Here is a 23,195-nt window from a genome sequence, read left to right on the forward strand (position 1 = left end):
AAAACCTCGCGCGTATGGACGCGACCGAGGGGTTCGACGAGGTCGTTCACGAACCGGACCGGGAGTTCGTGGAGTCGACCAACGTCTGGCAGTTCATGCAGGCGTACGGTATCGACGACTACGAGGAACTGATCGAGCGAACGACGACCGAGGTCGAGGGGGAACCCGACTCCGGCGTCGACTGGTTCTGGGACGAGATGGCCGACTACCTCGACGTGGAGTTCTACGAGGCGTACGACACCGTCCGTGACGACGGCGATGGGCCGCAGTTCACCGACTGGTACCCCGGCGGCGAGATCAACATCGCCCACAACACCCTGGATCGCTACGCCCAGGTCGACTCCCCCGAGCGCAACAAGGTCGCCTGCATCTGGGAGGGCGAGGACGGCGAGGTCGACGAACGGACGTTCCACGACCTCTACCGGCAGGCCAACCGCGTCGCGAACTACCTCGAGGACGCCGGCGTCGAGACCGGCGACACTGTCGGGCTGTACATGCCGATGGTGCCGGAGGTCATCTCGATCCTCTACGGCTGTTTCAAGGTGGGCGCCATCGCGGTGCCGATCTTCTCCGGGTTCGGCGTCGAGGCGACCGCGACCCGCATCGACGACGCCGAGCCCGCGGTGCTGTTCACCGGCGACGGCTTCTACCGCCGGGGGAGTCCGATCCGCCTGAAGGAGGGCGCCGACGAGGCGATCGCGCAGGCCGGCCACGTCGAGAACGTCGTCGTCTACGACCGACTCGGGGACCGCGAGAACCCCGACGTGGACGTGCCGTGGGAGGACGAGCGCGACGAGTGGTGGGACGACGCCGTTTCCCCCAAGTCCGGCGAGTACGACACCAAGTCCCTGCCGTCGGATCAGGAGTCGATGCTGCTGTACTCCTCCGGGACGACCGGCGAGCCGAAGGGGATCGTCCACACCCACGCCGGCGTGCTCGTGCAGTGTGCGAAGGAGATCCACTTCGGCTTCGACCAGAAGGACCACGACCGCTTCTTCTGGGTCAGCGACATCGGCTGGATGATGGGCCCGTGGACGCTGATCGGCAACCACCACTTCGCCGGGACGACGTTCATGTACGAGGGCGCGCCCGACCACCCGCACCCGGGCCGGTTCTGGGAGATGATCGAGGAACACGGCATCACCACCTTCGGCGTCTCGCCCACCGCGATCCGGGCGCTGCGCAAGCACGGGGACGACGTGGTCGAGCAGTACGACCTCTCCAGCCTGCGCCTGCTCGGGTCCACGGGCGAGCCGTGGGACCCCGAGTCGTGGATGTGGTTCTACGAGCAGGTCGGCGGCGGCGAGGCGCCGATCATCAACATCTCCGGCGGCACGGAGATCTGTGGCTGCTTCCTCATGCCCATGCCGATCAACGACCTCAAGCCCGGCACGCTGGGCGGCCCCGGACTGGGGATGGACATCGACATCGTCGACGCCGACGGCGAGTCGGTGAAGGAGGCCCACGAGCGCGGCTTCCTCGTGGCGCGTGACTCCTGCCCCTCGATGACCAAGAGCCTCTGGTCGGGCGACGAGCGCTACCTCGCGGAGTACTGGTCGACGTGGGAGGACCTCTGGGACCACGGCGACTTCGCCCAGAAGGACGAGGACGGGTTCTGGTTCCTCCACGGGCGCGCCGACGACGCGCTCAACGTCGCCGGCCGAAAGGTCGGCCCCGCCGAGATCGAGGCCGTGCTCGTGGAGCACGAGGCCGTGAACCAGGCCGCCGCCGTCGGCGTCCCCGACGAGACGACCGGGACGGCGGTCGTCGTCTACGTCGTGCCGGAGGCCGGCGTGACCCCCGACGACGACCTGGCCGACGAACTCCGCACGCTCGTGGGCGAGGAGCACGGCAAACCGTTCCGCCCCCGCGAGGTCATCTTCGTCGGGGAGTTCCCGAAAACGCAGTCCGGCAAGGTGATCCGCCGCGCGATCGAGGCGGCCTACCGCGGCGAGGACCCCGGCGACCTCTCCTCGATGGAGAACCCCGAGGCGTTCGAGCAGCTGAAAGACGCGTCGTAGACCGGTCGGGGGGTTCCCCACCCAACTGTTTTTGCCGACTCAGTCGTCAGCCGGCGCCGGGCCGCGCGGCTCACCGACCCACGACCCGCTGGTGAAGTCGATAGCGTTGTTCCACTTGGCGACCACCGTCGTCACCGATAGGTCGCCGGAGATGTTGGTCATCGTCCGCATCCGGTCGAGGATCGGGTCGACGCCCGCGACGAACCCGACCACTTCGAGCGGCAGCCCGAGTTGGGTGAGCACCAGCGTCAGCATGATCAGCCCCGTCCCGGGCACGCCGGCGGCGCCGATGCTCGCCAGCACGGCGACGACGACGACGGTGAACTGTTCGGGGAGCGTCAGCGACACCCCGACCAAGTTCGCGGCGAAGATGGCCGCGACCCCCTGGTAGAGCGCGGTGCCGTCCATGTTGATCGTCGCGCCCAGGGGGAGCGAGAAGCTGTAGACGCTCTCGTCGATCTTGAGGTTCTCGTCGGCGTCGCTCATCGTCACGGGTAGCGTCCCCGACGAGGACCGGATCGACAGCGCCGTGACCAGGGCGTCGCGCCCGCCGCGGAGGAACTTGATCGGCGACTGGCCGGCCAGCAGCATCACCAGCCCGCCCAGGTGGACGACGGCGATGTGCAGGGTTACGGCCAGCAGGAGGGTCAGAATGAGCAGCGCGAACGGGAGGATGGCGTCGACGCCCGCCTGCCCGAACACGGCCGCCATCAGCGCGAACACGCCGAGCACGCCGTACTCCATCACGCCCCAGACGATCTTGAACATCGCCTCAGCACCGGCCTCCGCGAGGTTGTAGAAGCTCTCGATCCCCTCGTTGACCTGTTCGGAGACCTGATCGGATTCCTCGACAACAGCCAGTGCGTAGCCGAACACGATGACGAAGAAGATGACCGGCAGGATGTCACCCGCAGCCATCGAGCCGATGACGTTGCCGGGCACGATGCCGAGGATCACATCGACGATGTCGGGGGCCTCGGCCTCCATCGCTTCACCGCCAGTCAGTTGGAGGTTCTCACCGGGGTTGATGACGTTCGCGACCAGCAGCCCGAAGGCGACGGCGAGCCCGGACGTGATCGCGTACAGTCCGACGACCTGCCCGCCGATCCTGCCGAGTTTGCTCGGCGTCAACCGTCTGGCCCCCATCAGCAGCGTGAACACGATGATGGGGATGATCAGCATGCTCAGCAGTTGGACGAAGAGATCACCGAGCGGCTGCAGCCTGGTCGCGGGCTGACCGACGACGAGCCCGAAGACCGAACCCAGGACGAACGCCGTCCCGATCCGGTACACGATGGGAACCGATCGGTAGCGCGACCAGTACGTCGAGAGTGTACTCATACGTCAGTCGGTAATTCACCCGGGGGTACTTAAGCGATAGCCCAATGGCGACCGTGGCCGCTAGCCACGACGCCGCTGCCGGCTCACTCGACCGATCGCAGGACGTCGTCGGGCGCCAGCGTCGCCGGTTCCGGTCCTCTCCCGCTCGTCACCGCGAGATCGCCGCGTGCGTCGCTCGCGGGCGCGGCCGGATCCGCCAGCACGGCACATCCCCCGACGAGTAACGGCGCGAGCAGGCCGGCGACGACGGCCCCCGGTTCCGCCAGGGAACTCCGGACGACGACGCGGCTGTCGGCGTCCAGCCGCCGCAGGTCCGCCACCTCCGCGGCTGCGGTGAGTGCGTCGCCGTGGCTCACCCGCCAGTCCTCGCCGACGAGCAACGGCGTCGCGGGATCGACGCTGGTCGGCGGGAAGGCGGGGTTCTCGCTCCAGACGGACTCCTCCCAGTCGACGGTGTCGGCGGCGTCGGCGTCGTCGCCGAAGACGGCGAGTTTGGTTCCGGGTCCGGGGTCGTACGCGGCCTGCTCGGCGCCGGGAACGAGCAGCAGTCGGTCGCCGGCGTCGGCGCCGGCCTCGGGATCGAACCGGGTCGCTGCGCCGAGTTGGGCGGCGCCGAGGAAGGCGAATACCGGCGGCAGGTCGGGCACGGGCGCGACGGCGACCGTCCGGCCCTCGCCGACGCCGTGGAAGCGCAGGACGTTGCCCGCCTTGTAGGCGTTCGTGATCAGTTCGTGGTAGCTCCGCTCGCGACCGTCACCGACGACGAGCGCGGGGCGGTCGCTGCGCCGGTCGCGGGCGAGCAGGTCGCCGACGGCGTCCATACGCCCACTCGCGGCGGGAGAACCAAGGCTCCGGCGGTCGGCGGTGGGGCCGGCGATCAGGGAGCGCCGGCGATCACCATCCGGGAGTCGTCCGCCTCGAACATGAGCATCCGGGAGTCTCCGGCGTCGACGCGCACGGCGTCGCCCGCGTCCATCGAGATGACCTCGTCCTCGACGGTGAGCTTCGCCGCACCCGAGAGCAGGAGGTACACCTCCTCCTGCCCGTCGCTCTCGTGGTCGTGCTCCATCCCCTCCCAGCCGGCGTCGGCCTCGACGACGGTGACGCCGAGGTTCTCGCAGTCGAGCGCGTCCCGGAGGAAGTACATCCCGGGCGCTTTCGGTTCCACGTCGTCGTAGGTGGCGGCGTCGTGACTCATTGCGCGTCGACTATCGGCCGCCCGCGCCAAAAAGCGACCGCCGCCGCCAGCCTCAGAACGAGTTCCGGAGCTTCTCGAAGAAGCCGCGGTCGACGTCGACCTCCTCGCCGCCGGCTTCCGCGAACCGTTCGAGGGCTTCGCGCTGTTCCTCGTTCAGGTCGTCCGGCGTGACGATCTGCACGTCGACGTAGAGGTTCCCCTGCCCGCGGCCGCGCAGGCGGGGCATCCCCTTCCCCCGGAGTCTGAACCGCTCGCCCGACTGCGTGCCCGCGGGAACGTCGAGTTCGACGGGGCCGTCGAGCGTGGGCACCTCGACGGTCGCGCCGAAGGTCGCCTGCGGGAACGAGATCGCGTGGCGGTGCTCCAGGTCGGCCCCGTCCCGTTCGAACTCGGGGTGGTCCTCGACCTCGACCTCGATGAGGAGGTCGCCCTTCGGGCCGCCGTTCTCGCCGGGGGCGCCCTCGCGCTCCATCCGGAGGCTCTGGCCGCTCTGGATCCCGGCGGGCACGTCGACCTGCAGGCTGGCCTCCTGCCGGACGACGCCGTCGCCCGAACAGGTCGAACACTCCTCGGAGTAGAGTTCGCCCTCGCCGCCACAGCGCCGACAGGTCTGGGTCTGCTGGACCCGGCCCAGCGGCGTCTGCTGGACCTGCGTGACCTGGCCCTGCCCGTTACACTCCGGACAGGTCTCCACGTCGGCGTCGTCGGGGTGGCCGGCGCCGCCGCAGTCCGGGCACTCCTCGGGGCGCTCGATGGTGAACTCCTTGCTGACGCCCTCGTAGGCCTCCTCGAGGGTGATCGACATCCCGGTGCGGATATCGCGGCCCTGTTGCGGGCGGTTGCCGCCGCCGCCACGGCCGCCCCCGCGACCGCCGCCGAAGAACTGCTCGAAGATGTCCTCGAAGCCGCCACCGCCGCCGCCGGCGCCGCCGAACGGGCCGCCGCCCATCCCGCCGGCGCCGCCGGCGCCCTCGTCGAAGCCGCCGCGCTTCTCGGCCTGTTCGAAGCGCTCGTGGCCCATCTGGTCGTAGGCTTGGCGCTTCTCCTCGTCGGTGAGCACCTCCTTCGCCTTCTTGGCCTTGCGGAACTTCTCCTCGGCGTCGTCGTCGTCGCTCACGTCCGGGTGGTACTGGGAAGCCTTCTTGCGGAACGCCTGCTGGATCTCGTCCTCGTCGGCGTCCCGGGAGACCCCCAGCACCTCGTAGAAGTCCTCGCTCATTCGTTATCGGAACAAACTCGCTCGGCGTATTTGAATCGCGTGGCTCCGACCGCGGCGATCACTCGGTCGCGGTACCCTGTCGCGGCGATGGATTCATCGCCCCCGTCGTGCACCGTGTACACGAATGCCATCGTTCACCGCCCGCGCCGAGTACGACCGTCTCAGCCACGTTCGCGCCCACCGACCGGGACTCGAACTCTGGCCCGGCGCGCTCGATCCCGAGACGAACCTCTTCGACGCCCCGCTGCCGCCAGCACAGGCCGCACGGGAGCACGAGCGCATGACCGACGCCCTCGCGGCCGCGGGCGTCGAGGTGCACCTCCTCGCGGACGACCTCGCCGCGGCGGGCGAGCTCGACGCTCTGGTCGACGAGTACGTCGACGTGCCGGAGGGCGTCGACGCCGCCGCGGCGACTGCCGCGTTCAGCCCGCGGGAGACGCTGGAACTCGTCCTCTCGCGGGCCGAGCTCTCCGAGGCGAACGACCGGACGAGCGTCGAACTCCGCCAGCCCATCTCGAACACGCTGTTCCAGAGCGACACCGTCGTCGTCGGGGACGAGGGCCCCGTCCTGTGCGAGATGGGCGAGCCGGTCCGGCAGGACGAACTCCCGGTCGTCCGCCGGGCGTGGGAGGGTCTCGGCGCCGAGTTCGGCCACGAGATGCACCGGCCCCTGGAGGGCGGGGAGTTCCTGCCGGCCGACGAGTTCGCGCTGCTGGGCGTCTCGGCGGAAGTCGACGGCGAGGAGGAGGTGATCCGGACCACCTACGACGCGGGCCGGGAGTTCCTCGAGGCCGGCGCCGTCGGGTTCGAGGAGGTCGGCCTCGTGCGCGCGCCGCTCTCGGCGGACCGGCGCCACCGCGAGGAGCACGGGATCGGCTCCCGCGTGCTCCACCTGCTCGGCTGGTGCAACCTCGCCGCCGAGGGGCTCGCGGTGACCGACCCCACGCTGGCCGAGGCCGCGACGGTCGACGTGTTCCGGAAGACGAGCGACGGCTACGAGTTCGATCGGTCCACGTCGGCGCTCGCGTACCTCCGCGATCGCGGCTACGACGTCGTCGAGACGGGGCCGACGGAGCGCTGGGCCGCGAACTTCCTCACCGTCGACGATGGCGTGGTCGTCCCGATGCACCGAACCGACGAGGACGGGAACTACGACCCTGGCCTGAACGCCACCATCGAGGGCCTGAAAGAGCGCGGCGTCGAGGTGCTCCCCGACGGCGAGGGGATCCCGGAGGGCGTGCTGACCCGCGGCGCGGGCGGGATCAACTGCATGACCGTGCCGCTGGAGCGTCGGTGAGATTCGAACCGCACGAAAAGCTACGGCCCGTTCGGTTCGGAAAGCTCGCTCCGCTCGTTTTCGGGCCGACGGGAACGACCCCTCGGGCTCGCGTTACTCGTCCTCGTCGTCGTTCTCGTCGACGTCCTCGAAGTCGGCGTCGACGTACTCGTCGTCGCCGTCCGCGCCAGCACCGGCGTCGCCGCCCATGCCGCCCGGGCCGGCGCCGCCCATGCCGCCCGGACCGGCACCCGCGGCACCTGCGCCGCCGGGGCCGCCGGCAGCGGCCTCCTCCTGGTACATCTGCTTGCCGATCTCCTGGAGCTCGCCGCTGAGCTCCTCGGTGACTTCCTCGAGCTCCTCGGCCGTGGCGTCCTCGTCGTCCAGAACCTCCTCGACGTCCTCGATCGCGGCTTCCACGTCCTCGACGATCGCCTCGTCGACGTTCTCCTCGTTCTCCTCGAGCAGGGTCTCGGCGCGCTGGATCGCGCCCTCGGCCTCGTTGCGGGCCTCGATGCGCTGTCGGCGCTGCTTGTCCTCCTCGGCGTGCTGCTCGGCCTCCTGCTGCATCTCCTCGATCTCCTCGTCGGAGAGGCCGGCGCCGCCCTCGATGGTGATCGACTCGGCGTTACCCGAGCCCTGGTCCTCGGCTTCGACGTTGACGATACCGTTCTCGTCGATGTTGAACGTGACCTCGATCTGGGGGGTCCCGGCCGGCGCCGGCGGGATGCCGGTCAGCTGGAACTCGCCGAGCAGCTCGTTCTCCTCGGCGATCTCGCGCTCGCCCTGGAACACCCGGACCTGCACGGAGGTCTGGTTGTCCGCCGCGGTGGTGAACACCTTCGACTCCTCGGTCGGGATGGTGGTGTTCTTCTCGATCAGGCGCTCGAACAGGCCGCCCTTGACCTCGATCCCCAGCGAGAGCGGGGTCACGTCGAGCAGCACGAGGTCGTCCACGTCGCCGGAGAGGACGCCGCCCTGGATCGCCGCACCCAGCGCGACGGCCTCGTCGGGGTTGACGTTCTTCTTGGGCTCCTGGCCGACCAGGTCCTCGACCTGCTCGTGGACCTGGGGCATCCGGGTGGAGCCGCCGACGAGGATGACCTCGTCGATGTCGGTCTTGGTGTAGCCGGCGTCCTCGAGCGCCTGCTCGGTCGGCTCGACCGTGCGCCCGATCAGGTCCTCGGTCAGCGACTCGAACGTCGCTCGCGTGATCGACTGCTCGAGGTGGACCGGGCCGGAGTCCGTCGCCGTGATGAACGGGAGGTTGACCGTCGTCTCCTTCTTGTTCGAGAGCTCGATCTTGGCCTCCTCGGCGGCGTCCTTGAGCCGCTGGAGCGCCTGCCGGTCCTCGCGGAGGTCGATGCCGTGCTCGTTCTCGAACTCGTCGGCGAGGTGGTCCATCAGCGCCTCGTCCCAGTCGTCGCCGCCGAGGTCGTTGTCCCCGTTGGTCGCGACGACCTCGTAGACGCCGCCGCCGAGGTCGAGGATGGACACGTCGAACGTCCCCCCACCCAAGTCGTACACGAGGACTGTCTGGTCGGAGTCGTCGTCGAGCCCGTAGGCCATCGACGCCGCCGTCGGCTCGTTCACGATGCGGTCGACCTCGAAGCCGGCGATCTCGCCGGCGTCCTTGGTCGCCTGTCGCTGCTTGTCGTTGAAGTACGCCGGCACCGTGATGACCGCCTTCTCCACGTCGTCGCCGAGGTACTCCTCGGCGTCGCGTTTGAGCTTCTGGAGGATCATCGCCGAGATCTGCTCGGGCGTGTACTCCTCGCCCTCGGCCTCGACGGTGTAGTCCTCGTCGCCCATGTGGCGCTTGATCGAGGCGATCGTGTTCTCCGGGTTCTGGATCGCCTGGTTCTTGGCGGGCTTGCCGACGAGTCGCTCGCCGTCGTCGGAGAACGCGACGACGGACGGCGTGGTTCGATCGCCCTCGCTGTTGACGATGATCTCGGGGTCTCCACCCTCCATGACGGCCATCGCGGAGTTGGTGGTCCCCAGGTCGATTCCGAGGATCTTGTTGCTCGCCATCTTGCTCATACCTTCCGGGTTGAGTCGGTTAAAGGTTGCTTTAACGCCCGGAGACAACCCCAACGCCCGCTTGCGGTTCTGCCACCCGGCGGCGGGGTACGGAGAAGGATTTATCCCGAACCGTCCACCGACCGCTACTCCTGGCTGACGGTGACCTGTGCGGTCCGGATGACGCGGTCGCCCATCTCGTAGCCGGGGCGGTAGAGCTCGTCGATGACGCCGGCGGGGCGGTCGCTCTCGACGCGCATCAGTACCTCGTGGCGCTCGGGGTCGGGCTCCTCGCCGACCTCGGGTTCGATGCGGTCGACGCCCTCGTCGTCGAGCACGCGGTCCAGTTCCCCGAGCGTCTTCTCGACGCCCTCGCGGATGTCGGCGTCGCCGTCCTGCGCCAGCGCGCGGGCGAGGTTGTCCCGGACCGGGAGCAGGCGCTCCACGAGGTCCTCGGTCGCGCGGGCGCGCTGCTGTTCGAGCTTCTTCTGCTGGCGCTTCTTGAAGTTCTGGAAGTCGGCCTGCTTGCGGGTGAGTTTGCTCTCGAGGTCGTCGACGCGCTCCTCGTAGTCGGCTCGCTCCGCTTCGAGTTCTTCGGCCAACGCCTCGTCGTGGTCGGCGACACGCTCGATCAGCGACCGGTCGAGTTCTTCCTGCTCGCGCTCCCCCTCCGCCGCGGAAGCCTCGGCACCGGCGTCAGCCTCGGGCGCCGTCTCGGCGTCCGTTTCCTCGGGCGCGTCGACGCCCGTCTCGGCTTCGGTCGGCTCCTCGGCTGCCGCGTCGGCGTCGTCGGTCATAACCGAAGGAAGCGCCGCCGTGGGTTTAAGCGTTGCAAAACCGCCCCGCCAGTCGGCGCGGGATCAGTCGCCGGTCAGCGCATCGAGCATGAACACCGCCTCGGGTTTCGAGAGCGGATCGTTCGCGTTGCCGCAGTGGGGCGACTGCACGCAGGACGGACAGCCGTCGGCGCAGTCGCAGTCGTCGATCAGCCGGGCGGTTCGGCGCATGAGCTCCTCGATCCGGTCGTAGCCGCGCCTGACGAGGCCGACGCCGCCGGGGTGGCCGTCGTAGACGAAGACGGTCGACCGGTCGGTGTGGCCGTGATAGGGCGTCGAGAGCCCGCCGACGTCCGCCCGGTCACAGAGCAGGTACAGCGGGAACAGCGAGATGACGCCGTGCTCGGCCGCGTGGATGCCGCCGTTGAAGCCGTACTCCGGGTCGCCGTCCTCGGCCGCCATCGCCCGCATCTCGACTTCGACGGCCTCCGGGACGGTCCAGTAGAGCGCCTTCGTCCGGAGCGTCGTCTCGGGGAGGTCCAGCGACTCCCGACCTAGCGTGTCGCCCGACGCGGCGTCGCGACGCTCGAACCCCGTGACCCGCTCGGTGACGGAGACGTCCGCGAACCGAACCGTGGTCTCCGGTCGTGCCGAGAGGGGTTTCTCCCGCAGGTCCTCATGGACGGTCACGTCCTTCTCGGTCAGGACCCGCGTGTGGTAGTCGGCCCAGGTCGGCTCCAGCCGGGCCGTATCGCGGTCCAGATCCAACTCGGCCACCTCGTACCGCCGGCCCTGGTGGTGGTAGATCGCGCCGGGGTGGACGTCCCGGAGCGCGTCCGAGAACGACAGCGAAGCGACCACGTCGCCCGAGCGGGCGTCCCGGAGGTCGACCTCGCGGTCGTCGATGGTCCGGAGGTTCATGCCGTGCTGGGGGCTCTCGTCGCCGTCGTGGGTCCAGCGGAGTCCCCGTTCTGTGTTCCGGCGCTCCAGAACCCCCGTCGCTTCCAGCTCTGCGACCACGTCCGGGTACGGCTCGCCGAAGTGGCGGTCGTCGTCCCGGGAGAGCCAGTTCTCGGCGGCCGCCGAGGCGACGTGGTCCGGCAGGAGCTCCTCGTTCTCGGGGTTCGAGATCGCGTCCTCTGGCTCGCCCTCGAAGAACGTCTCCGGGTTCCGCATCAGGTACTGATCCAACTGGTCCTCGCCGGCGACGAGCACTACGAGAGCGGGGTCGTCGCCCCGGCCCGCGCGGCCGGCCTGCTGGAACGCCGCCATCCGGGTCCCCGGGTAGCCGTCGACGATCACCGCGTCCAGCCCGCCGACGTCGACGCCGAGTTCGAGCGCGGTCGTGCTCCAGACGCCGCGGAGGTCGCCGTCGTGGAGCTGCCCCTCCAACTCCCGCCGGCGTTCGTCCGTGAGCGAGCCCTGGTAGGCGCCGACTTTCCCGGCCAACTCGGTCGCGCCGCGACTCCGGAGTTCCTTCGCCGACTCCTCGGCGTATCGCTCGGCGGTCTGGCGGCTCCGGGTGAAGACGAGCGTCTGCTCGCCCGCCTCGACGAGGTCGGCGAACAGGCGCATCGACTCGGTGTGGCTGGAGCGTCGACGCCCGGTCCCGCGATCCTGCTCGTACTCCGGGGGGTTCCAGAGCACCCAGTCCCGCGGCCCGGTCGCGGAGGCGTCGTCGTCGACCAGCGTGAACCCCGATGGGTCCCGCCCGGTCACCGTCGCCGCGTGCTCGACTGGGTTGCCGATGGTGGCCGAACAGCAGACGTAGGTCGGGTCGGCGCCGTAGCGGTCACAGATCCGGTTGAGTCGCCGCAACAGCAGCGCGACCTGCGAACCGAACACGCCCCGGTAGCTGTGGATCTCGTCGATCACCACCCGTTCGAGGGAACTGAACAACCACTCCCAGAGCCGGTGGGCGTGCGGGAGGAGCGCGTAGTGGACCATGTCGGGGTTCGACAGCAGCACCGTCGGCCGGCGGTCACGCACGTCGCGCTTCTCCGACTTCGAGAGGCGACCGGTGTACTGCTCGACGGCGACCCGGGACCCGAACCCCAGATCCCGAGCGAGTTCCGAGAGCGTCTCCAGTTGGTCGGCGATCAGCGCGTTCTGGGGGCCGATGTACAGCGTGCGGCCGCCGTGATCCATCGCGTTCTCGAACGCCGGCACGGTGTAGGCGAGGCTCTTCCCGCTCGCGGTTTCGGTCGCGATCACGGCGTCGTCGCCCGCCCGAACGGCCCGAACCGCGTCGGTCTGGTGGCGGAACGGCTGCTCGATGCCGCGCTCGGCCAGCGCGCTTTCGAGGCGCTGTTCGAGATCCAGCTCCGCGAACCGGGGGTCGCGTGGCGGGACGCGTCGATGGGCGGCCACCTGATCTCGGTAGTAGGGCCGCTCGCGGAGCCAGTCGAGCGGGTCGTGCACGCCGTCTGTTCGGCGCGGGCGGAGTATGACGGTTCTGGTCCCGGCCGCTTTTGGGCGCCGACGCCGAGACGGGGATATGGCCGAGGGCGGCACTTACACGCTCGTGTTCGCGCTGCCGAACGCCGCCGCTATCGAGGTCGGCGCACTGGGGACCCACCGGTTCCCCGCCGGCGGCTACTGCTACACCGGGAGCGCGCTCGGCAGCGGCGGCTTCTCCCGGATCGACCGCCACCGGCGCGTCGCCGCCGGCGAGCACGACGTCCGCCACTGGCACGTCGACTACTTCGGCGGCCACCCCGACGTGGAGCTGGTCGCCGTCGAGCGCACGCCCGAGCGGGACTGTGAGTGCGCGGTCGCGCAGGCGCTCGGGAGCGGCCCCGTGTCGGGCTTCGGCGCCTCCGACTGCGACTGCGAGACCCACCTCGCGCGGTTCGACAGTATCGACGCCGCACGGGAGCGAGCGCGCGACGTCCACCGTGGTTGATCCCGGCAGCGCGGCCGGTGAGCCGGTGGCTCTTAGCCCCTCCACACCGATCCCCGAGCCATGTACGAACCGATGCCGTATCTGGAGTGGATCCACGGCCGGCCCGAGACGGCGACACACGACCTCGGGTCGAGCGATCTCCGGACCGATCGCGCGCACGGGTCGGTCGTCCCGTCGCCGCTCGCGGGGCTCGACGACCCGGCCGACCCGCCGTCACTCGAAGCCGCCATCGCGGCGGAGTACGGCGTCGACGAGTCCCGGGTGCTGGTGACCGCGGGGGCGACCCACGCGAACTTCCTCGCCGCCGCGGCGGCGCTGTCGCTGGCCGAGGGCGACGAGGTCCTCGTCGAGCGCCCGGGGTACGACCCGCTGATCCACACCCCGGCCGGCGTCGGCGGGGAGATCGAGCGCTTCGAACGCCCGGCGAGTTCCGGGTACCCGCTGCTCCCGGACACGATCACCGCCGCGACGTCCCCGGGGACGGCGCTGGTCACCGTCACGAACCGCCACAACCCGACTGGACGGCTCACGTCGCGCGGCGACCTGGCGTCGGTCGCCGAGGCGGTGGCCGACACGAACGCTCGCCTGCTCGTCGACGAGGTCTACGGCCCCTACACGGCGGACCCGGGCTCCGGAGGGGCGTTCGGAGGTGTCACGGCCGCGGGGCTGTCGAACACCGTCGTGACCGGTTCCTTCACCAAGTTTCACGGGCTCGGCGGGCTCCAGATCGGCTGGGTGATCGCCGACGAGTCGTTCGTCGACCGCGCCCGGGAGGTGTTCATGCACGTCCCGTCGGTCGCGGAGCCGTCCCGCGCGCTCGCTCGGCGCTTCTTCGCCCACCGGGACGAGCTCGTCGCGGACTCGCGGGCCCACCTGCGGCGGAACCACGAGCTGCTCGCGTCGTTCGTCGACGGCCGGGACGATCTCGACGGGCGGATCGCCGCCGGCTGTACGTTCGGGCTGGTCGAGCACGAACGCGTCGACGGCGACGCACTCACCGAGGCGGCGTGGGACGCGGGCGTACTCGTCGTCCCGGGGCGCTTCTTCGGGGCACCGTCGGGGATCCGACTCTCGGCGGGGCGGCGCCCGGCGGCCGTCGAGGCGGGACTGGCGGAACTGGGGCGGCTACTCGACGACCTCTGAGGAGCGCGATCGCCGGCGAGTTGGCGAACAGGTGGCGGGTCGCTGGCGGGGCAGGTGCCACGCTACCGCTGCTGCCCCGCCGCAGTTCTCAGGTCACGGGGCGAGTGGTCGCGCTCTCGTACTTGAAAAGTGGGCCCGACCGGCCGGGCGCAGTCAGGCGTCGTCGACCGCGGCGGCGAGCTTCTCGACGGGATGGGCCGGCTCGGCGTCGGCGCCCGGGCGGTCGCCGAGTTGGGTGCGACAGGAGGCGCCCGGCGCGACGACCTCCTCCGCGTCGGCGCGCTCGACCTGGTCGAACAGGAGCCGCCCGATCGCTTTGCTCATCGAGTAGTGCTCGGCCTCGTAGCCGAAGCTCCCGGCCATCCCACAGCAGGTGGAGTCGAGCGGTTCGACCGCGAAGCCGGCACGGCGGAGGACGCCGACCGCGTGGTGGTCCTTCTTGGTCGCCTTCTGGTGACAGTGGCCGTGATAGACCAGCGACCCCTCGCCGGCGGCGTCGAGCTCCTCGTCGAGGTGGAACGAGTCAAGGTACTCGAACAGCCCGTAGGTCGCGTTCGAGACGGCCTCGACGCCGTCGCCCGTGAGCAGGTCGTGGTAGTCGGACTGGAGCATCACCGCGTCGGAGGGTTCGACGACGACCACGTCCCAGCCATCGCGGACTCGGGGGGCGAGCGCGTCGACGTTCTCTCGGGCGTGACCGCGGGCCTGCCCGACGAACCCCTTCGAGAGCGGCGGCCGGCCGCTCGGGCCGGCCGCCTCGGCGAGTCGGACGTGGACGCCGGCGGCTTCCAGCACGCGGACCGCGGCCTTCCCCTGCCCGGGGGCGTTGAAGTTCGTGTGCGTGTCCGGGAGGAGCAGGGCCTTCCGGTCGGCTTCCGCCTCGGAAACCGCGGGCTCGCGGTCGGCCATCCAGCCCTCGAAGCTCCGGCGGTGGAACGTCGGGAGCGATCGGTCGGCGGCGATGCCGACGGTCTTCTCCAGCAGCCAGCGCGCGCCCGGCAGGTTCGCGGCGGCGTTCGAGAGCGGCGCGAGCCGGCTCCCGACCCGCGAGAGGGCGTCGACGTTGGCGAACAGCGTCTCCCGCAAGCTGCTGCCCTCGCGCTGGTGGCGCGCGTGCTCGATCTCGGTCTTCATCTTCGCCATGTCCACCTCGCTCGGGCAGTCCTTCGCACAGCCCTTGCAGCCGATACAGAGGTCGAGTACCTCGTCCTCGAACTCCTCGGTGAAGACCTCCTCCTCGGGGAGGTCGCCGCTCATCGCCTGCCGGAGCAGGTTCGCCCGGCCGCGGGTGGCCTGGATCTCCTCGTCGGCGGCGCGGTAGGTGGGGCACATCACGCCGCCGGTGGTGTCCTGATCCCCACGGCAGCCGCCGCAGCCGTGACAGAGCTCGGCCATCCCCTGGAACCCGTTGTCGTTCTCCCACCTGAGTTCGGGGTCGAAGCCGGCCTCGAACTCGTACTCGGGGGAGAACCGCAGGTTCTCGGTCATCTCGACGGCGTCGGCGCGCTCGGGGAACTGCTGGGGGCGCGCCTCGTCGGCCGCGTAGCCACAGACCTGGCCCGGGTTCAGCAGCCAGTCGGGGTCGAACGCGGCCTTGAGGTCGCGGAACGCCTCCCAGAGCTCCTGGCCGTACAGTTTCCGGTTCCACTGCGTGCGTGCGCGACCGTCGCCGTGTTCACCCGAGACGCTGCCGCCGAGTTCGACGACGAGGTCGCTGACGGCGTCGGCGATCGACTCGTAGCGCTCGACGCCGGCCTCGGTCTTGGTGCCGATCAGCGGCCGGACGTGGATCACCCCCGGGCCGGCGTGGGCGTAGAAGGAGGCGAACGTGTCGTGGTCCGCGAGGATCTGCTGGAACCGCCGGGTGTACTCGGGGAGTTTCTCGGGAGGGACGGCGCAGTCCTCGATGAAGGAGAGGTGTTTCTCGTCGGTGGTTCTGGAGAGCAGGATGGGCATCCCGGCCTTCCGCATCTTCCAGAACCGTCCCCGCGTCTCCTCGTCGTGGGCCTCCATCGCCGCCATCGCCCGGGGGGGATCGCCGGCGCTCGGCGGCGAGTCGCTCGGGTCGCCGGCGGTGTCGGTCCCCGGCCGACGGTCCGCGAGCAGGTCGGCCACCTTCCGCCGCCCCTCGTCGTCGCTGTCGGCGTAGAACTCCACGAGCAGCGCCGAGTCGGTGCCCTCGGGGAGCATCCCCACCACGTCAGCGAACTCCTGGGTGTCCCGGGCGAGGTCGAGCAGGGTGTCGTCCATCACCTCGACGGCGGCGGGATCGTGTTCGAGCACCGCGCTCACGTCCTCCATCGCCGCGATCAGGTCGTCGTAGGCCAGCAGCGCGACCGCCTTCGTAGCCGGGACCGGTTCGAGCGAGACGGTCGCCTCGGTGACGAACGCGAGCGTCCCCTCGCTCCCGGCGAGCAGGCGTGCCAGATTGACCGTTGCGTCCGCCGAAACCTCGCCGTCGACGGTCCCCTCGTCGACCAGCACGTCGAGGTTGTACCCCGAGACGTTGCGCTTGAGTTCGGGGTAGCGCTCGCGCACCTCCTCGGCGTGGCCGTCGAGTACGTCGACGACGCCCGCCGCGATACGCCGTTCGAGGTCGCCCTCGGGATCGGCGCGCTCACGGAGGTCGCCGACGCGTTCCTCGCCCAACTGCGTGACGGTGCCGTCGGCGAGTACGGCCTCGCAGGACTCGACGTACACGTCGGTCTTGCCGTACTTCAGCGAGTGCGAGCCGGTGGAGTTGTTGCCGATCGCGCCGCCGAGGGCTGACTTGTCCCGCCACGCCGGGTCGGGCGCGAACTTCAGCCCGTGGGGCGCACAGGCGGCGTTGAGTTCGGCGACGATCGCGCCCGCCGCTGCGGTCGCCGTCGCCGCGTCGGGGTCGACCTCGCGCACGCCGTCCATCTCGGCGGTCAGGTCGAGCACGACCGCCTCGTTGACGGTCTGGCCGGCGAGGCTGGTGCCGCCGCCGCGGGGAAGGACGGGGATCTCCCGCTCGGCGCAGTACTCCACGACCGCGGCCACGTCGGCGGTCGATTCGGGGAGAACGACGCCGATGGGTGTGACCTCGTACGCCGAGGCGTCGGTCGCGTAGAGCTGGCGGGAGTAGCTGTCGAACCGAACCTCGCCGTCGACGAGGCGCTCGAGGTCCGCGACGAGCCCCGGCCGGGCCACGTCGCCGCCCTGGTAGTCGAAGTCTCCGTCGATCGACGGGTCGTGATCCGCTGCCATACGTCATGGTTGCACGAGACCAAGGAAAAACACACGCCATCCAGGAGGGTAATCGTCGCCGCGGATCCGCGGGGGCTACGTCAGTCGGGTGGCGTCGACGTCGAGCGCGTTCGTGATAGTCGGAAGAGGTTTCACGTATGCGAACGATCACCAACCGATGTCCGAGTCCAAAGCCACCTTCGAGCTGTTCGAGGACGAAGCCGGGCAGTACCGCTGGCGGCTCCGCCACGACAACGGCAACATCGTCGCCGACGGCGGCGAGGGGTACGCGAGCAAGCAGAAGGCGCGTCAGGGGATCGAGAGCGTCAAGAACAACGCGGCCGGCGCCGAGATCGAGGAGCACGACTGAGCCGTCGGTCCGGCCGGATCGGTGTCCCTTTTTCACTCGCCCGCCAGGTCGACCCATGAGCTACGAGACGAGCCTGGACGTGCGGTTCCGGGACATCGACGCGATGGGACACGTCAACAACGCCGTCTACGCAACGTACGCCGAGCAGGCCCGTGCGGACTACTTCGCCGACGTGCTCGATCAGGACCTCTCCGAGGTTTCCTCCGTGCTCGCCCGTATCGAGATCGACTACCACCGGCCGATCGAACTCGGCGACGGCCCCGTGACCGTCGCGGTGTCTGTCCCCCGGCTCGGGGAGTCCAGTCTGCCGATGGAGTACGAGATCCGGACGGCCGAGGGCGAACTGGCGGCCAGCGTCGAGAGCGTCCAGGTCGCGTACGACCGGGAGGCCGGCGAGTCGGTGCCGCTCCCGGACGCGTGGCGCGAGGCGATCGCGGCGTACCACGAGCTCTGAGCCCGGAGGTTTATTCTGCCGCGCGCTAACGCTCACCCGTGTACAGCGCGCGTGACCGGGTCGAAGAGGAAGAGTGGCTCGCGGAGATGGACCGCGGCGCCGACAGCCTCGGACTGAGCGCCGAGGCGCGGTCCACCGCCGAGGACCTGTTTCTGAACAACGTGCCCGAGAGCGACCGGTCCAAGCCGGCGGTCGCGGCGGCCGCCCTCTATGCGGCGACGCTGCTGTCCGGCGAGGAGCGGGCCCAGACCGAGGTTGCCGACGCGATGGAGGTCTCCCGGCTCTCGGTCCAGCAGCGCTGGAAGCCGCTGCTCGAGGCGGCCGGGTTCCGTCCCCCGTCGTGGTAACTACTCGGAGTCGCAGGCGGAGGTCGACTTCGGGCTCTCGGGCGGGAACTTCCCGCGTCCGTCGCGCTCCGGCGTTCGGTTGCCGTGGCGGTCGATCTCGCCGGTGACGATCCGCGTCGAGGAGATGCGCTCGCCGTCCTCGGCCGGCACGTGGTCGACGACCTCGATCCGGAGCGGGTCGTGGCCGCGCTGCTCCCGGATCTCGTTGATCCGCTCGCCGCCCTCGCGCGTCTCCGGCGAGACGATCAGGGCGTCGAACTGGGGTTCGACCGCGATCCCGGTCGGCTCGTCCAGCCGGCGGATCTCGAACTCACGGCCGTACTCCTCGGCCAGGGGCTCCAGTTCCGCCTCGAGGTCCCGTTTGCGGTCCTCCCAGGGACGGACGTACCGCTCGACGTGACGGGTCTCCGGGGCGAGTTCGTCGGACGTGAGACCGACGGTCAGATCGCCGAGTTCGAACGCTCGGCGGAACAGCTTGCGGTGACCGTCGTGGACGGGGTCGAACGTCCCCCCGATGGCGACCTGCATACCCCGGCTTCCGCGCGCCGGGGGTTAAAGCGCGGTCATTCGGTCTCGGGTTCGGCCACGTCGTCCCCGTCGGCGTCGCTGGGGTCGGCATCCACGTCGGCGTCGGTGGCGTCGTCGTCGCGCGAGTCGTCGGTGTCACTGGCCCCCTCGTCGGCGTCTCGGACCGAGATCGTCACGGGTCCGTCCTCGTCGCCGTCGTCGTCCCGGGTCAGCTTCTCGTCGAGGTTGAACACCGCGTTGAGCTGGCTCTGGACCTGTCCGACCGCCCCCGAGACGAGTTCGCTGGGGGAGATGGCCTCGTACTCGTAGGGGTTGTTGCCGGCGCCCTCGCTCTCGCGTTTCCCGCGGGAGACGGTGTCCTCGTCGTGGAGCTCCGCCAGCGCCTCGCGAACCGTACTCGGGTAGAGTCCCGTCCCCTCGGCGACTTCCTCGCTGGTGCTGTTCGGGTGCTGTCGCAGGTAGACGTAGATCCGCGCGCGGGTCTCGGTGTCGAGCAGCCACGCGAGCAGATCGACGACGCCCTGGTCGAACTCGCCGATGGCCTTGTCGGCGCCCTCTTCGAGCCGTTCCCGCGCCGAGTTGAGTTCGGAGTCCCCGGTCGTGTCGTCTTCGGGCTTTCCAGACATGTGTGTTCGTACAAAGGTCAGAACTCCGCGCCCAAAAACGTTTGCCGACGCACAGAACGGCGCCGGTGGTCGGACGGTGTCAGTCCGCGGTGGGCGATCGCGGAGGGAAAGCCGTACTGCGTGGCGTCAATCCAGTTCGACTTGGATCTCGTTCTCGGTCACGTGGAGGTAGGTGATGTAGGTGCCGCCGGCGCCGGGGTCGTAGTCGAGGACCCCCTTCGACGCGGCGTGGTCGAGGTGGACCCCTCCCCCGGATCCCCCGGTGGTACCGTGGGCGTTCACGGTGAACTCGTCACCCAACTTCGCGACGTAGTGTCGGGTGAGGAGGTACGTCGTCGCCGAGTCGTTCTCCACGAACGTTCTCGGCTCACCGTCGGCCGTGTGGTTGAAATCGATGTCGGTGGCGAATGGCTGGTTCCAGTCGAGTTCCGTGCCGTCGGGGCTTGCGTCTTGGTACGTGAGGTTCAAGCCGTTCGTCGCGTCGCCCGCGGTGAGGTCGACGACGAGCCGGGAGGCGCCGTTGCTCTCCTCGATCCGGACCGGGCCGGTGTCAGCGTCGACGCTCTTGTTCGCCCACACGTGCTGTTCGTTGGTTTCCGTGTTCCGGTAGAACATGTACAGTTCGAGGTGGTCCGGATTCCCACCCGAGGGCACGTGCACGAGATACTCGAACTGGTGCTGGTCGGACTCCAGGTAGAAGCCGCCGTCGTAGTTGTTGAAGCCGCTCCCCTGGCTCTCGGTCTGGAAAGTGACGTTGAAGTCGGTGAGACTGTGGCCCGGCGCCTGCCCGCGAGCGGTGAGTCGGTCGTTGGAGATCACGTCGTTGAGCGTGAACTCGCCGATCGAGGCGACCGTTACCAGTTCCACGCTCGCGCGGTTGCGGTCGTGGTCGACGGAGACCTCGCCGGTCGTCCGGGTACGGAAGTACTCGGCCCACGCCTGGTAGAACTGGCTCTTGACCGTGACGGTCACGTTCCCGGAGGTGACCGGGTTCTCGTACGCGGTGTTGTCGCCGTACGGCGCACCCTCGTCGCTCCAGTTCTCGTCGGCGTCGCTCGCGGACGCGTTCGGGAACACCTGTCGGGAGTCGTTCTGCCGCGTGACGAGCGCGGTCGTCGGTCCGGAGGCCCGCGAGTCGGAGGTCACTCGCATCACCGGCAGCGTCAGCGTCGCGCCGCGGTAGTTGAACTCCGGCGGCGAGCGCATCACGCTGCCGTTATCGCGGCGCTCCCAGACCCCGCCGCCCTGGTAGCCGATCACCACGTCGTCGTTCCGGTAGCTCACCGAGCCCAGCGAGGCGTTGTAGATCGTCTCGTTCTGGCCGGAGCCGGTCGCGTTCTGGTGGACGATCCGGAGCCACCCGGCGTCCCCGTCGGTGACGAACTCGCCGTTACCGGAGGGCCCCAGATCGACACGCTGGGAGCTACTCTCCCCCAGGGCGACGATCGCCGCCTTGGAGTCGAACTGCGTCAGCGAGTGCCCCGCCTGTGACACCGTCGCCCCGCGCTCGGCGTCGGCGAAGGCCTGCGAACCGAGGCCGACGACGACCCCGGTACCGAGGATGGTGATGCCCAGGAGCAACACCACCCCGACGACGCTCGAGACGGCACGGTCGGTATCCGATCCCATCATCTATCGCTACGGCCTCCACAGTGATAGGTGCACTCCTCCACACCGGTTAGATCAACGTCACGACGACGTGCACGATCGCTCACGGTGCCTCACCCTCCTCGTACACAACGAGTTCCGGGTCGCCGTCGCCGTCGTCGTCGGCGACGACGATCGTCACCGGGCCGCCCGAAAGCGTCCCGTTCGCGACCGGGTTCTCGGTCCGGAAGCTGACGTTCCGGGTCACGTCGACGGATTCGGCGCTGACGACGACGGTCCCCCGAGCGGGCTGATCAGCCGGTGTCGGGTGGTTCACCAACCGGAGCCTGTACTCCCCGCCCGCCCCGACGTCCGCGGGGAGCCAGACGTCGACCTCGACGGTGCCGTTCTCCGCAGCGCCCGCGAGCCTGTCGGCGTCCTCGAGGCCGCCGGCGAGCTGCTGGCCCGAGACGGACAGTTCGTCCGCCGTGATCGCTTGTCGCTGGTCCTCGATCAGTCCCCCGCCGGCGATCAGGAGGCCCGAGACCAGCACCGCGGAGATCGAGAGCGTGAGCGTGTACGCGAGCGTCGTCGAGACGGCGCGCTCGTCGCCGAGCAGGGGCCGATCGGATCCCGCCGTCGTGGGCCCGTCAGTCATCGTCGCCGGCCTCCCCGGGGGCGACCCGGAACTCCGACTGGTAGAGGAGATCTGCGGCCCGGTAGGTGACGCTGAGGTCGGCGCTGTACAGCGCGGGGGCGACCGTCGGGGCGCCGGCGTCCTCGTCGGCCCCGGTCACGAGACTGCCCTGCTGTCGATCGACGACCAGCGAGTAGGTCCCGTTGACCTGTTCGTTCCCGCTCCCGTTGAGGGCGTCAACGTAGCCGATCGTGTACGCACCCGAGAGGTTCTCGAAGAACTGCATCTCGGGGCACTCCTGTCCGGCGAGCGTGCCGCCGGTGACGTCGACGATCGCTCGGTCGTCGGTTCCGGGATCGACCGTACAGCCGTCGCCGACCTCGGTATCCGTCTCGTCTTCGACGGTGATCGACACGTTCCCCCCGTCCTGGTAGAGGTAGATCCCCCACTCGTCGGTGCCGTCGTCGAAAGTCACCTGGAACGCGTCCGTCGCACCCGTCCTCAGCGAGCCCTGCGTCACGTTCATCCGGAACGCCCGCGCGTGGCTGTCCCCGGCGACGGTCCAGTTCGAGTTCCCGTTGTCGTCGGTGAAGTTCCGATCCGACTGCTGGGCGATCCGGCTCCCGTTGGTCAGGTCCACAGTCGTCAGGTTCGTGGCCGCCAGCGACGCTCCCGAGTGCGTGTGTGCGAGCTCGCTCCACCCCTGGACGCTGTCGGTGAAGTTCCCCCGGACCTCGGAGTAGTTGCTCCCCTCGGCGGCGTCGATGCTCGACTGCGCCATCGTCGTGGCCTCGTTCTCGTACTCGATGGCCTCGCCAGCCCCGGTGCCGGCGTCGCGGGTCGCCACGTTCCCGGTGTAGATGGCGGCGTTGAGCAACACCGCGAGCGCGACCAGCATCACCGCCAGCGTGAGCGCGCCCACGAGGAGCAACTGCCCGCGATCGTCTACATCCGCCATACGACCACCTCCACCTCCAGCACGTTGTACACCCGGCTCTCGTCCGCGTCGGGGGCGAAGAAGTTCGCCTCCGTGAGCGTCGTGTTCGTGCGTTCGGTCGACTCCGTGGACTCGTTGGTCTCGCGGAGCACGTCGTCGTCGTACACCGTGAACGACCGGGTGGCCGTCGACGCGTGATCCGAGGGCGACCCGAGATCGACCAGCTGTACCGGGTGGCGGCTCCGTTCCCCGCCGTCGGTGATGAAGTACACGTTCACGTTGAACGCGATGTTGCGCTCCCGCAGCGTCCGGTCGAGGGCGTTCCCGAACGCGGTCGGGGGGCCACCGCCGTGGAACCCTCCCGATTCGGCCCGGGAGAAGTGGCCGCTCTCGTTCCAACTGAGCAGCGTCGGTACGACCGTCCCGCTCTCGGCCTCCGTGGCCAGCACCCCCTCGGCGAGTTTCGCCTGTTGGTTCTCGATGTGCTGGCTCGACGTACTCCCGGTCAGCGGCGTTACGGCGGTGACCTGCAGCGCGAACAGCAGGCTCGCGAGTAGCAGCATCCCCGCCGTGATCGCCTCCAGGGCGTGGGCCTGCC

General features: G+C 69.6%; 20 protein-coding genes and 1 pseudogene. 7 read left to right on the plus strand and 14 right to left on the minus strand.

Annotation, left to right across the window (positions count from 1 at the left end; genetic code table 11):
* Nucleotides 1-14 precede the first annotated feature (14 nt).
* On the plus strand, nt 15-2,021 hold the full coding sequence (locus BMZ83_RS02240; RefSeq protein ID WP_074875164.1) for an AMP-binding protein: 2,007 nt from the start codon (nt 15-17) through the stop codon (nt 2,019-2,021).
* A 39-nt stretch (nt 2,022-2,060) separates the two neighbouring features.
* On the opposite strand, the gene BMZ83_RS02245 is transcribed toward BMZ83_RS02240, so the two are convergent.
* From BMZ83_RS02245 to dnaJ, 4 genes are all read right to left on the minus strand, one after another.
* Complete coding sequence (locus BMZ83_RS02245; protein ID WP_074875166.1) at nt 2,061-3,362, minus strand: dicarboxylate/amino acid:cation symporter; 1,302 nt, start codon at nt 3,360-3,362, stop codon at nt 2,061-2,063.
* Nucleotides 3,363-3,445: 83 nt separating this feature from the next.
* On the minus strand, nt 3,446-4,183 hold the full coding sequence (locus tag BMZ83_RS02250; protein WP_074875168.1) for an acyl-CoA synthetase family protein: 738 nt from the start codon (nt 4,181-4,183) through the stop codon (nt 3,446-3,448).
* 56 nt (nt 4,184-4,239) lie between these two features.
* The gene (locus BMZ83_RS02255; protein ID WP_074875170.1) at nt 4,240-4,560 is read right to left on the minus strand and encodes a cupin domain-containing protein; all 321 of its coding nucleotides are present in this window, start codon (nt 4,558-4,560) and stop codon (nt 4,240-4,242) included.
* Nucleotides 4,561-4,612: 52 nt separating this feature from the next.
* A complete protein-coding gene (dnaJ, locus tag BMZ83_RS02260) occupies nt 4,613-5,779 on the minus strand; it encodes a molecular chaperone DnaJ (RefSeq protein ID WP_074875172.1) in 1,167 nt (388 codons plus the stop codon).
* Between the two features lie 124 nt (nt 5,780-5,903).
* Between dnaJ and BMZ83_RS02265 the strand changes: the two genes are divergently transcribed.
* On the plus strand, nt 5,904-7,076 hold the full coding sequence (locus BMZ83_RS02265) for an arginine deiminase family protein (RefSeq protein WP_074875174.1): 1,173 nt from the start codon (nt 5,904-5,906) through the stop codon (nt 7,074-7,076).
* 93 nt (nt 7,077-7,169) lie between these two features.
* On the opposite strand, the gene dnaK is transcribed toward BMZ83_RS02265, so the two are convergent.
* From dnaK to BMZ83_RS02280, 3 genes are all read right to left on the minus strand, one after another.
* Nucleotides 7,170-9,089 carry a molecular chaperone DnaK gene (dnaK, locus tag BMZ83_RS02270; RefSeq protein ID WP_074875176.1) on the minus strand — a complete coding sequence of 640 codons (1,920 nt, stop codon included), beginning with the start codon at nt 9,087-9,089 and terminating at the stop codon, nt 7,170-7,172.
* A gap of 134 nt (nt 9,090-9,223) precedes the next feature.
* Nucleotides 9,224-9,874: a nucleotide exchange factor GrpE gene (locus tag BMZ83_RS02275; RefSeq protein ID WP_074875178.1), complete on the minus strand. Its 651-nt coding sequence runs from the start codon at nt 9,872-9,874 to the stop codon at nt 9,224-9,226.
* Between the two features lie 63 nt (nt 9,875-9,937).
* Nucleotides 9,938-12,274 carry a DEAD/DEAH box helicase gene (locus tag BMZ83_RS02280; protein WP_074875179.1) on the minus strand — a complete coding sequence of 779 codons (2,337 nt, stop codon included), beginning with the start codon at nt 12,272-12,274 and terminating at the stop codon, nt 9,938-9,940.
* Between the two features lie 76 nt (nt 12,275-12,350).
* Between BMZ83_RS02280 and BMZ83_RS02285 the strand changes: the two genes are divergently transcribed.
* Nucleotides 12,351-12,758: a GIY-YIG nuclease family protein gene (locus BMZ83_RS02285; RefSeq protein ID WP_241729518.1), complete on the plus strand. Its 408-nt coding sequence runs from the start codon at nt 12,351-12,353 to the stop codon at nt 12,756-12,758.
* A gap of 60 nt (nt 12,759-12,818) precedes the next feature.
* Complete coding sequence (locus tag BMZ83_RS02290) at nt 12,819-13,901, plus strand: pyridoxal phosphate-dependent aminotransferase (protein ID WP_074875182.1); 1,083 nt, start codon at nt 12,819-12,821, stop codon at nt 13,899-13,901.
* A gap of 153 nt (nt 13,902-14,054) precedes the next feature.
* On the opposite strand, the gene BMZ83_RS02295 is transcribed toward BMZ83_RS02290, so the two are convergent.
* On the minus strand, nt 14,055-17,132 hold the full coding sequence (locus BMZ83_RS02295) for an FAD-binding and (Fe-S)-binding domain-containing protein (RefSeq protein ID WP_074875184.1): 3,078 nt from the start codon (nt 17,130-17,132) through the stop codon (nt 14,055-14,057).
* A gap of 166 nt (nt 17,133-17,298) precedes the next feature.
* Between BMZ83_RS02295 and BMZ83_RS02300 the strand changes: the two are divergent.
* From BMZ83_RS02300 to BMZ83_RS02310, 3 genes and pseudogenes are all read left to right on the plus strand, one after another.
* Nucleotides 17,299-17,481, plus strand: a pseudogene (locus tag BMZ83_RS02300) (HVO_2922 family protein); the annotation flags it as partial.
* Nucleotides 17,482-17,536: 55 nt separating this feature from the next.
* Nucleotides 17,537-17,935, plus strand: a complete 399-nt coding sequence (locus BMZ83_RS02305; protein ID WP_074875188.1) for an acyl-CoA thioesterase — start codon at nt 17,537-17,539, stop codon at nt 17,933-17,935.
* Nucleotides 17,936-17,973: 38 nt separating this feature from the next.
* Nucleotides 17,974-18,282, plus strand: coding sequence for a cyclin (locus BMZ83_RS02310; RefSeq protein ID WP_074875190.1), 309 nt, complete (start codon nt 17,974-17,976; stop codon nt 18,280-18,282).
* Here BMZ83_RS02310 and BMZ83_RS02315 read toward each other — a convergent pair whose 3' ends face one another.
* From BMZ83_RS02315 to BMZ83_RS02340, 6 genes are all read right to left on the minus strand, one after another.
* Nucleotides 18,283-18,810: a phosphopantetheine adenylyltransferase gene (locus BMZ83_RS02315; RefSeq protein ID WP_074875192.1), complete on the minus strand. Its 528-nt coding sequence runs from the start codon at nt 18,808-18,810 to the stop codon at nt 18,283-18,285.
* Nucleotides 18,811-18,845: 35 nt separating this feature from the next.
* On the minus strand, nt 18,846-19,436 hold the full coding sequence (locus BMZ83_RS02320; RefSeq protein WP_074875194.1) for a helix-turn-helix domain-containing protein: 591 nt from the start codon (nt 19,434-19,436) through the stop codon (nt 18,846-18,848).
* 126 nt (nt 19,437-19,562) lie between these two features.
* Nucleotides 19,563-21,065 carry a DUF7289 family protein gene (locus BMZ83_RS02325; protein ID WP_079990079.1) on the minus strand — a complete coding sequence of 501 codons (1,503 nt, stop codon included), beginning with the start codon at nt 21,063-21,065 and terminating at the stop codon, nt 19,563-19,565.
* Between the two features lie 82 nt (nt 21,066-21,147).
* Nucleotides 21,148-21,681, minus strand: a complete 534-nt coding sequence (locus tag BMZ83_RS02330) for a DUF7266 family protein (protein WP_074875198.1) — start codon at nt 21,679-21,681, stop codon at nt 21,148-21,150.
* Nucleotides 21,674-22,618, minus strand: coding sequence for a DUF7261 family protein (locus BMZ83_RS02335; protein ID WP_074875200.1), 945 nt, complete (start codon nt 22,616-22,618; stop codon nt 21,674-21,676). Before BMZ83_RS02335 ends, BMZ83_RS02330 begins: the two co-directional genes overlap by 8 nt.
* Nucleotides 22,606-23,160: a DUF7288 family protein gene (locus BMZ83_RS02340; protein ID WP_174955711.1), complete on the minus strand. Its 555-nt coding sequence runs from the start codon at nt 23,158-23,160 to the stop codon at nt 22,606-22,608. The genes BMZ83_RS02335 and BMZ83_RS02340 overlap by 13 nt, the downstream gene beginning before the upstream one ends.
* Between the last annotated feature and the right edge of the window lie 35 nt (nt 23,161-23,195).

The organism is Halolamina pelagica (assembly GCF_900115675.1).
GTDB classification, from domain to species: domain Archaea; phylum Halobacteriota; class Halobacteria; order Halobacteriales; family Haloferacaceae; genus Halolamina; species Halolamina pelagica.

Excerpts from the sequence above, each read along its gene's own strand:
- BMZ83_RS02240 (WP_074875164.1), top strand. The coding sequence starts at position 15 with ATGGACGCGACCGAGGGGTTCGACGAGGTCGTTCACGAACCGGACCGG.
- BMZ83_RS02245 (WP_074875166.1), bottom strand. The coding sequence starts at position 3,362 with ATGAGTACACTCTCGACGTACTGGTCGCGCTACCGATCGGTTCCCATC.
- BMZ83_RS02250 (WP_074875168.1), bottom strand. The coding sequence starts at position 4,183 with ATGGACGCCGTCGGCGACCTGCTCGCCCGCGACCGGCGCAGCGACCGC.
- BMZ83_RS02255 (WP_074875170.1), bottom strand. The coding sequence starts at position 4,560 with ATGAGTCACGACGCCGCCACCTACGACGACGTGGAACCGAAAGCGCCC.
- dnaJ (WP_074875172.1), bottom strand. The coding sequence starts at position 5,779 with ATGAGCGAGGACTTCTACGAGGTGCTGGGGGTCTCCCGGGACGCCGAC.
- BMZ83_RS02265 (WP_074875174.1), top strand. The coding sequence starts at position 5,904 with ATGCCATCGTTCACCGCCCGCGCCGAGTACGACCGTCTCAGCCACGTT.
- dnaK (WP_074875176.1), bottom strand. The coding sequence starts at position 9,089 with ATGGCGAGCAACAAGATCCTCGGAATCGACCTGGGGACCACCAACTCC.
- BMZ83_RS02275 (WP_074875178.1), bottom strand. The coding sequence starts at position 9,874 with ATGACCGACGACGCCGACGCGGCAGCCGAGGAGCCGACCGAAGCCGAG.
- BMZ83_RS02285 (WP_241729518.1), top strand. The coding sequence starts at position 12,351 with ATGGCCGAGGGCGGCACTTACACGCTCGTGTTCGCGCTGCCGAACGCC.
- BMZ83_RS02290 (WP_074875182.1), top strand. The coding sequence starts at position 12,819 with ATGTACGAACCGATGCCGTATCTGGAGTGGATCCACGGCCGGCCCGAG.
- BMZ83_RS02295 (WP_074875184.1), bottom strand. The coding sequence starts at position 17,132 with ATGGCAGCGGATCACGACCCGTCGATCGACGGAGACTTCGACTACCAG.
- BMZ83_RS02305 (WP_074875188.1), top strand. The coding sequence starts at position 17,537 with ATGAGCTACGAGACGAGCCTGGACGTGCGGTTCCGGGACATCGACGCG.
- BMZ83_RS02315 (WP_074875192.1), bottom strand. The coding sequence starts at position 18,810 with ATGCAGGTCGCCATCGGGGGGACGTTCGACCCCGTCCACGACGGTCAC.
- BMZ83_RS02320 (WP_074875194.1), bottom strand. The coding sequence starts at position 19,436 with ATGTCTGGAAAGCCCGAAGACGACACGACCGGGGACTCCGAACTCAAC.
- BMZ83_RS02325 (WP_079990079.1), bottom strand. The coding sequence starts at position 21,065 with ATGGGATCGGATACCGACCGTGCCGTCTCGAGCGTCGTCGGGGTGGTG.
- BMZ83_RS02330 (WP_074875198.1), bottom strand. The coding sequence starts at position 21,681 with ATGACTGACGGGCCCACGACGGCGGGATCCGATCGGCCCCTGCTCGGC.
- BMZ83_RS02335 (WP_074875200.1), bottom strand. The coding sequence starts at position 22,618 with ATGGCGGATGTAGACGATCGCGGGCAGTTGCTCCTCGTGGGCGCGCTC.
- BMZ83_RS02340 (WP_174955711.1), bottom strand. The coding sequence starts at position 23,160 with ATGCTGCTACTCGCGAGCCTGCTGTTCGCGCTGCAGGTCACCGCCGTA.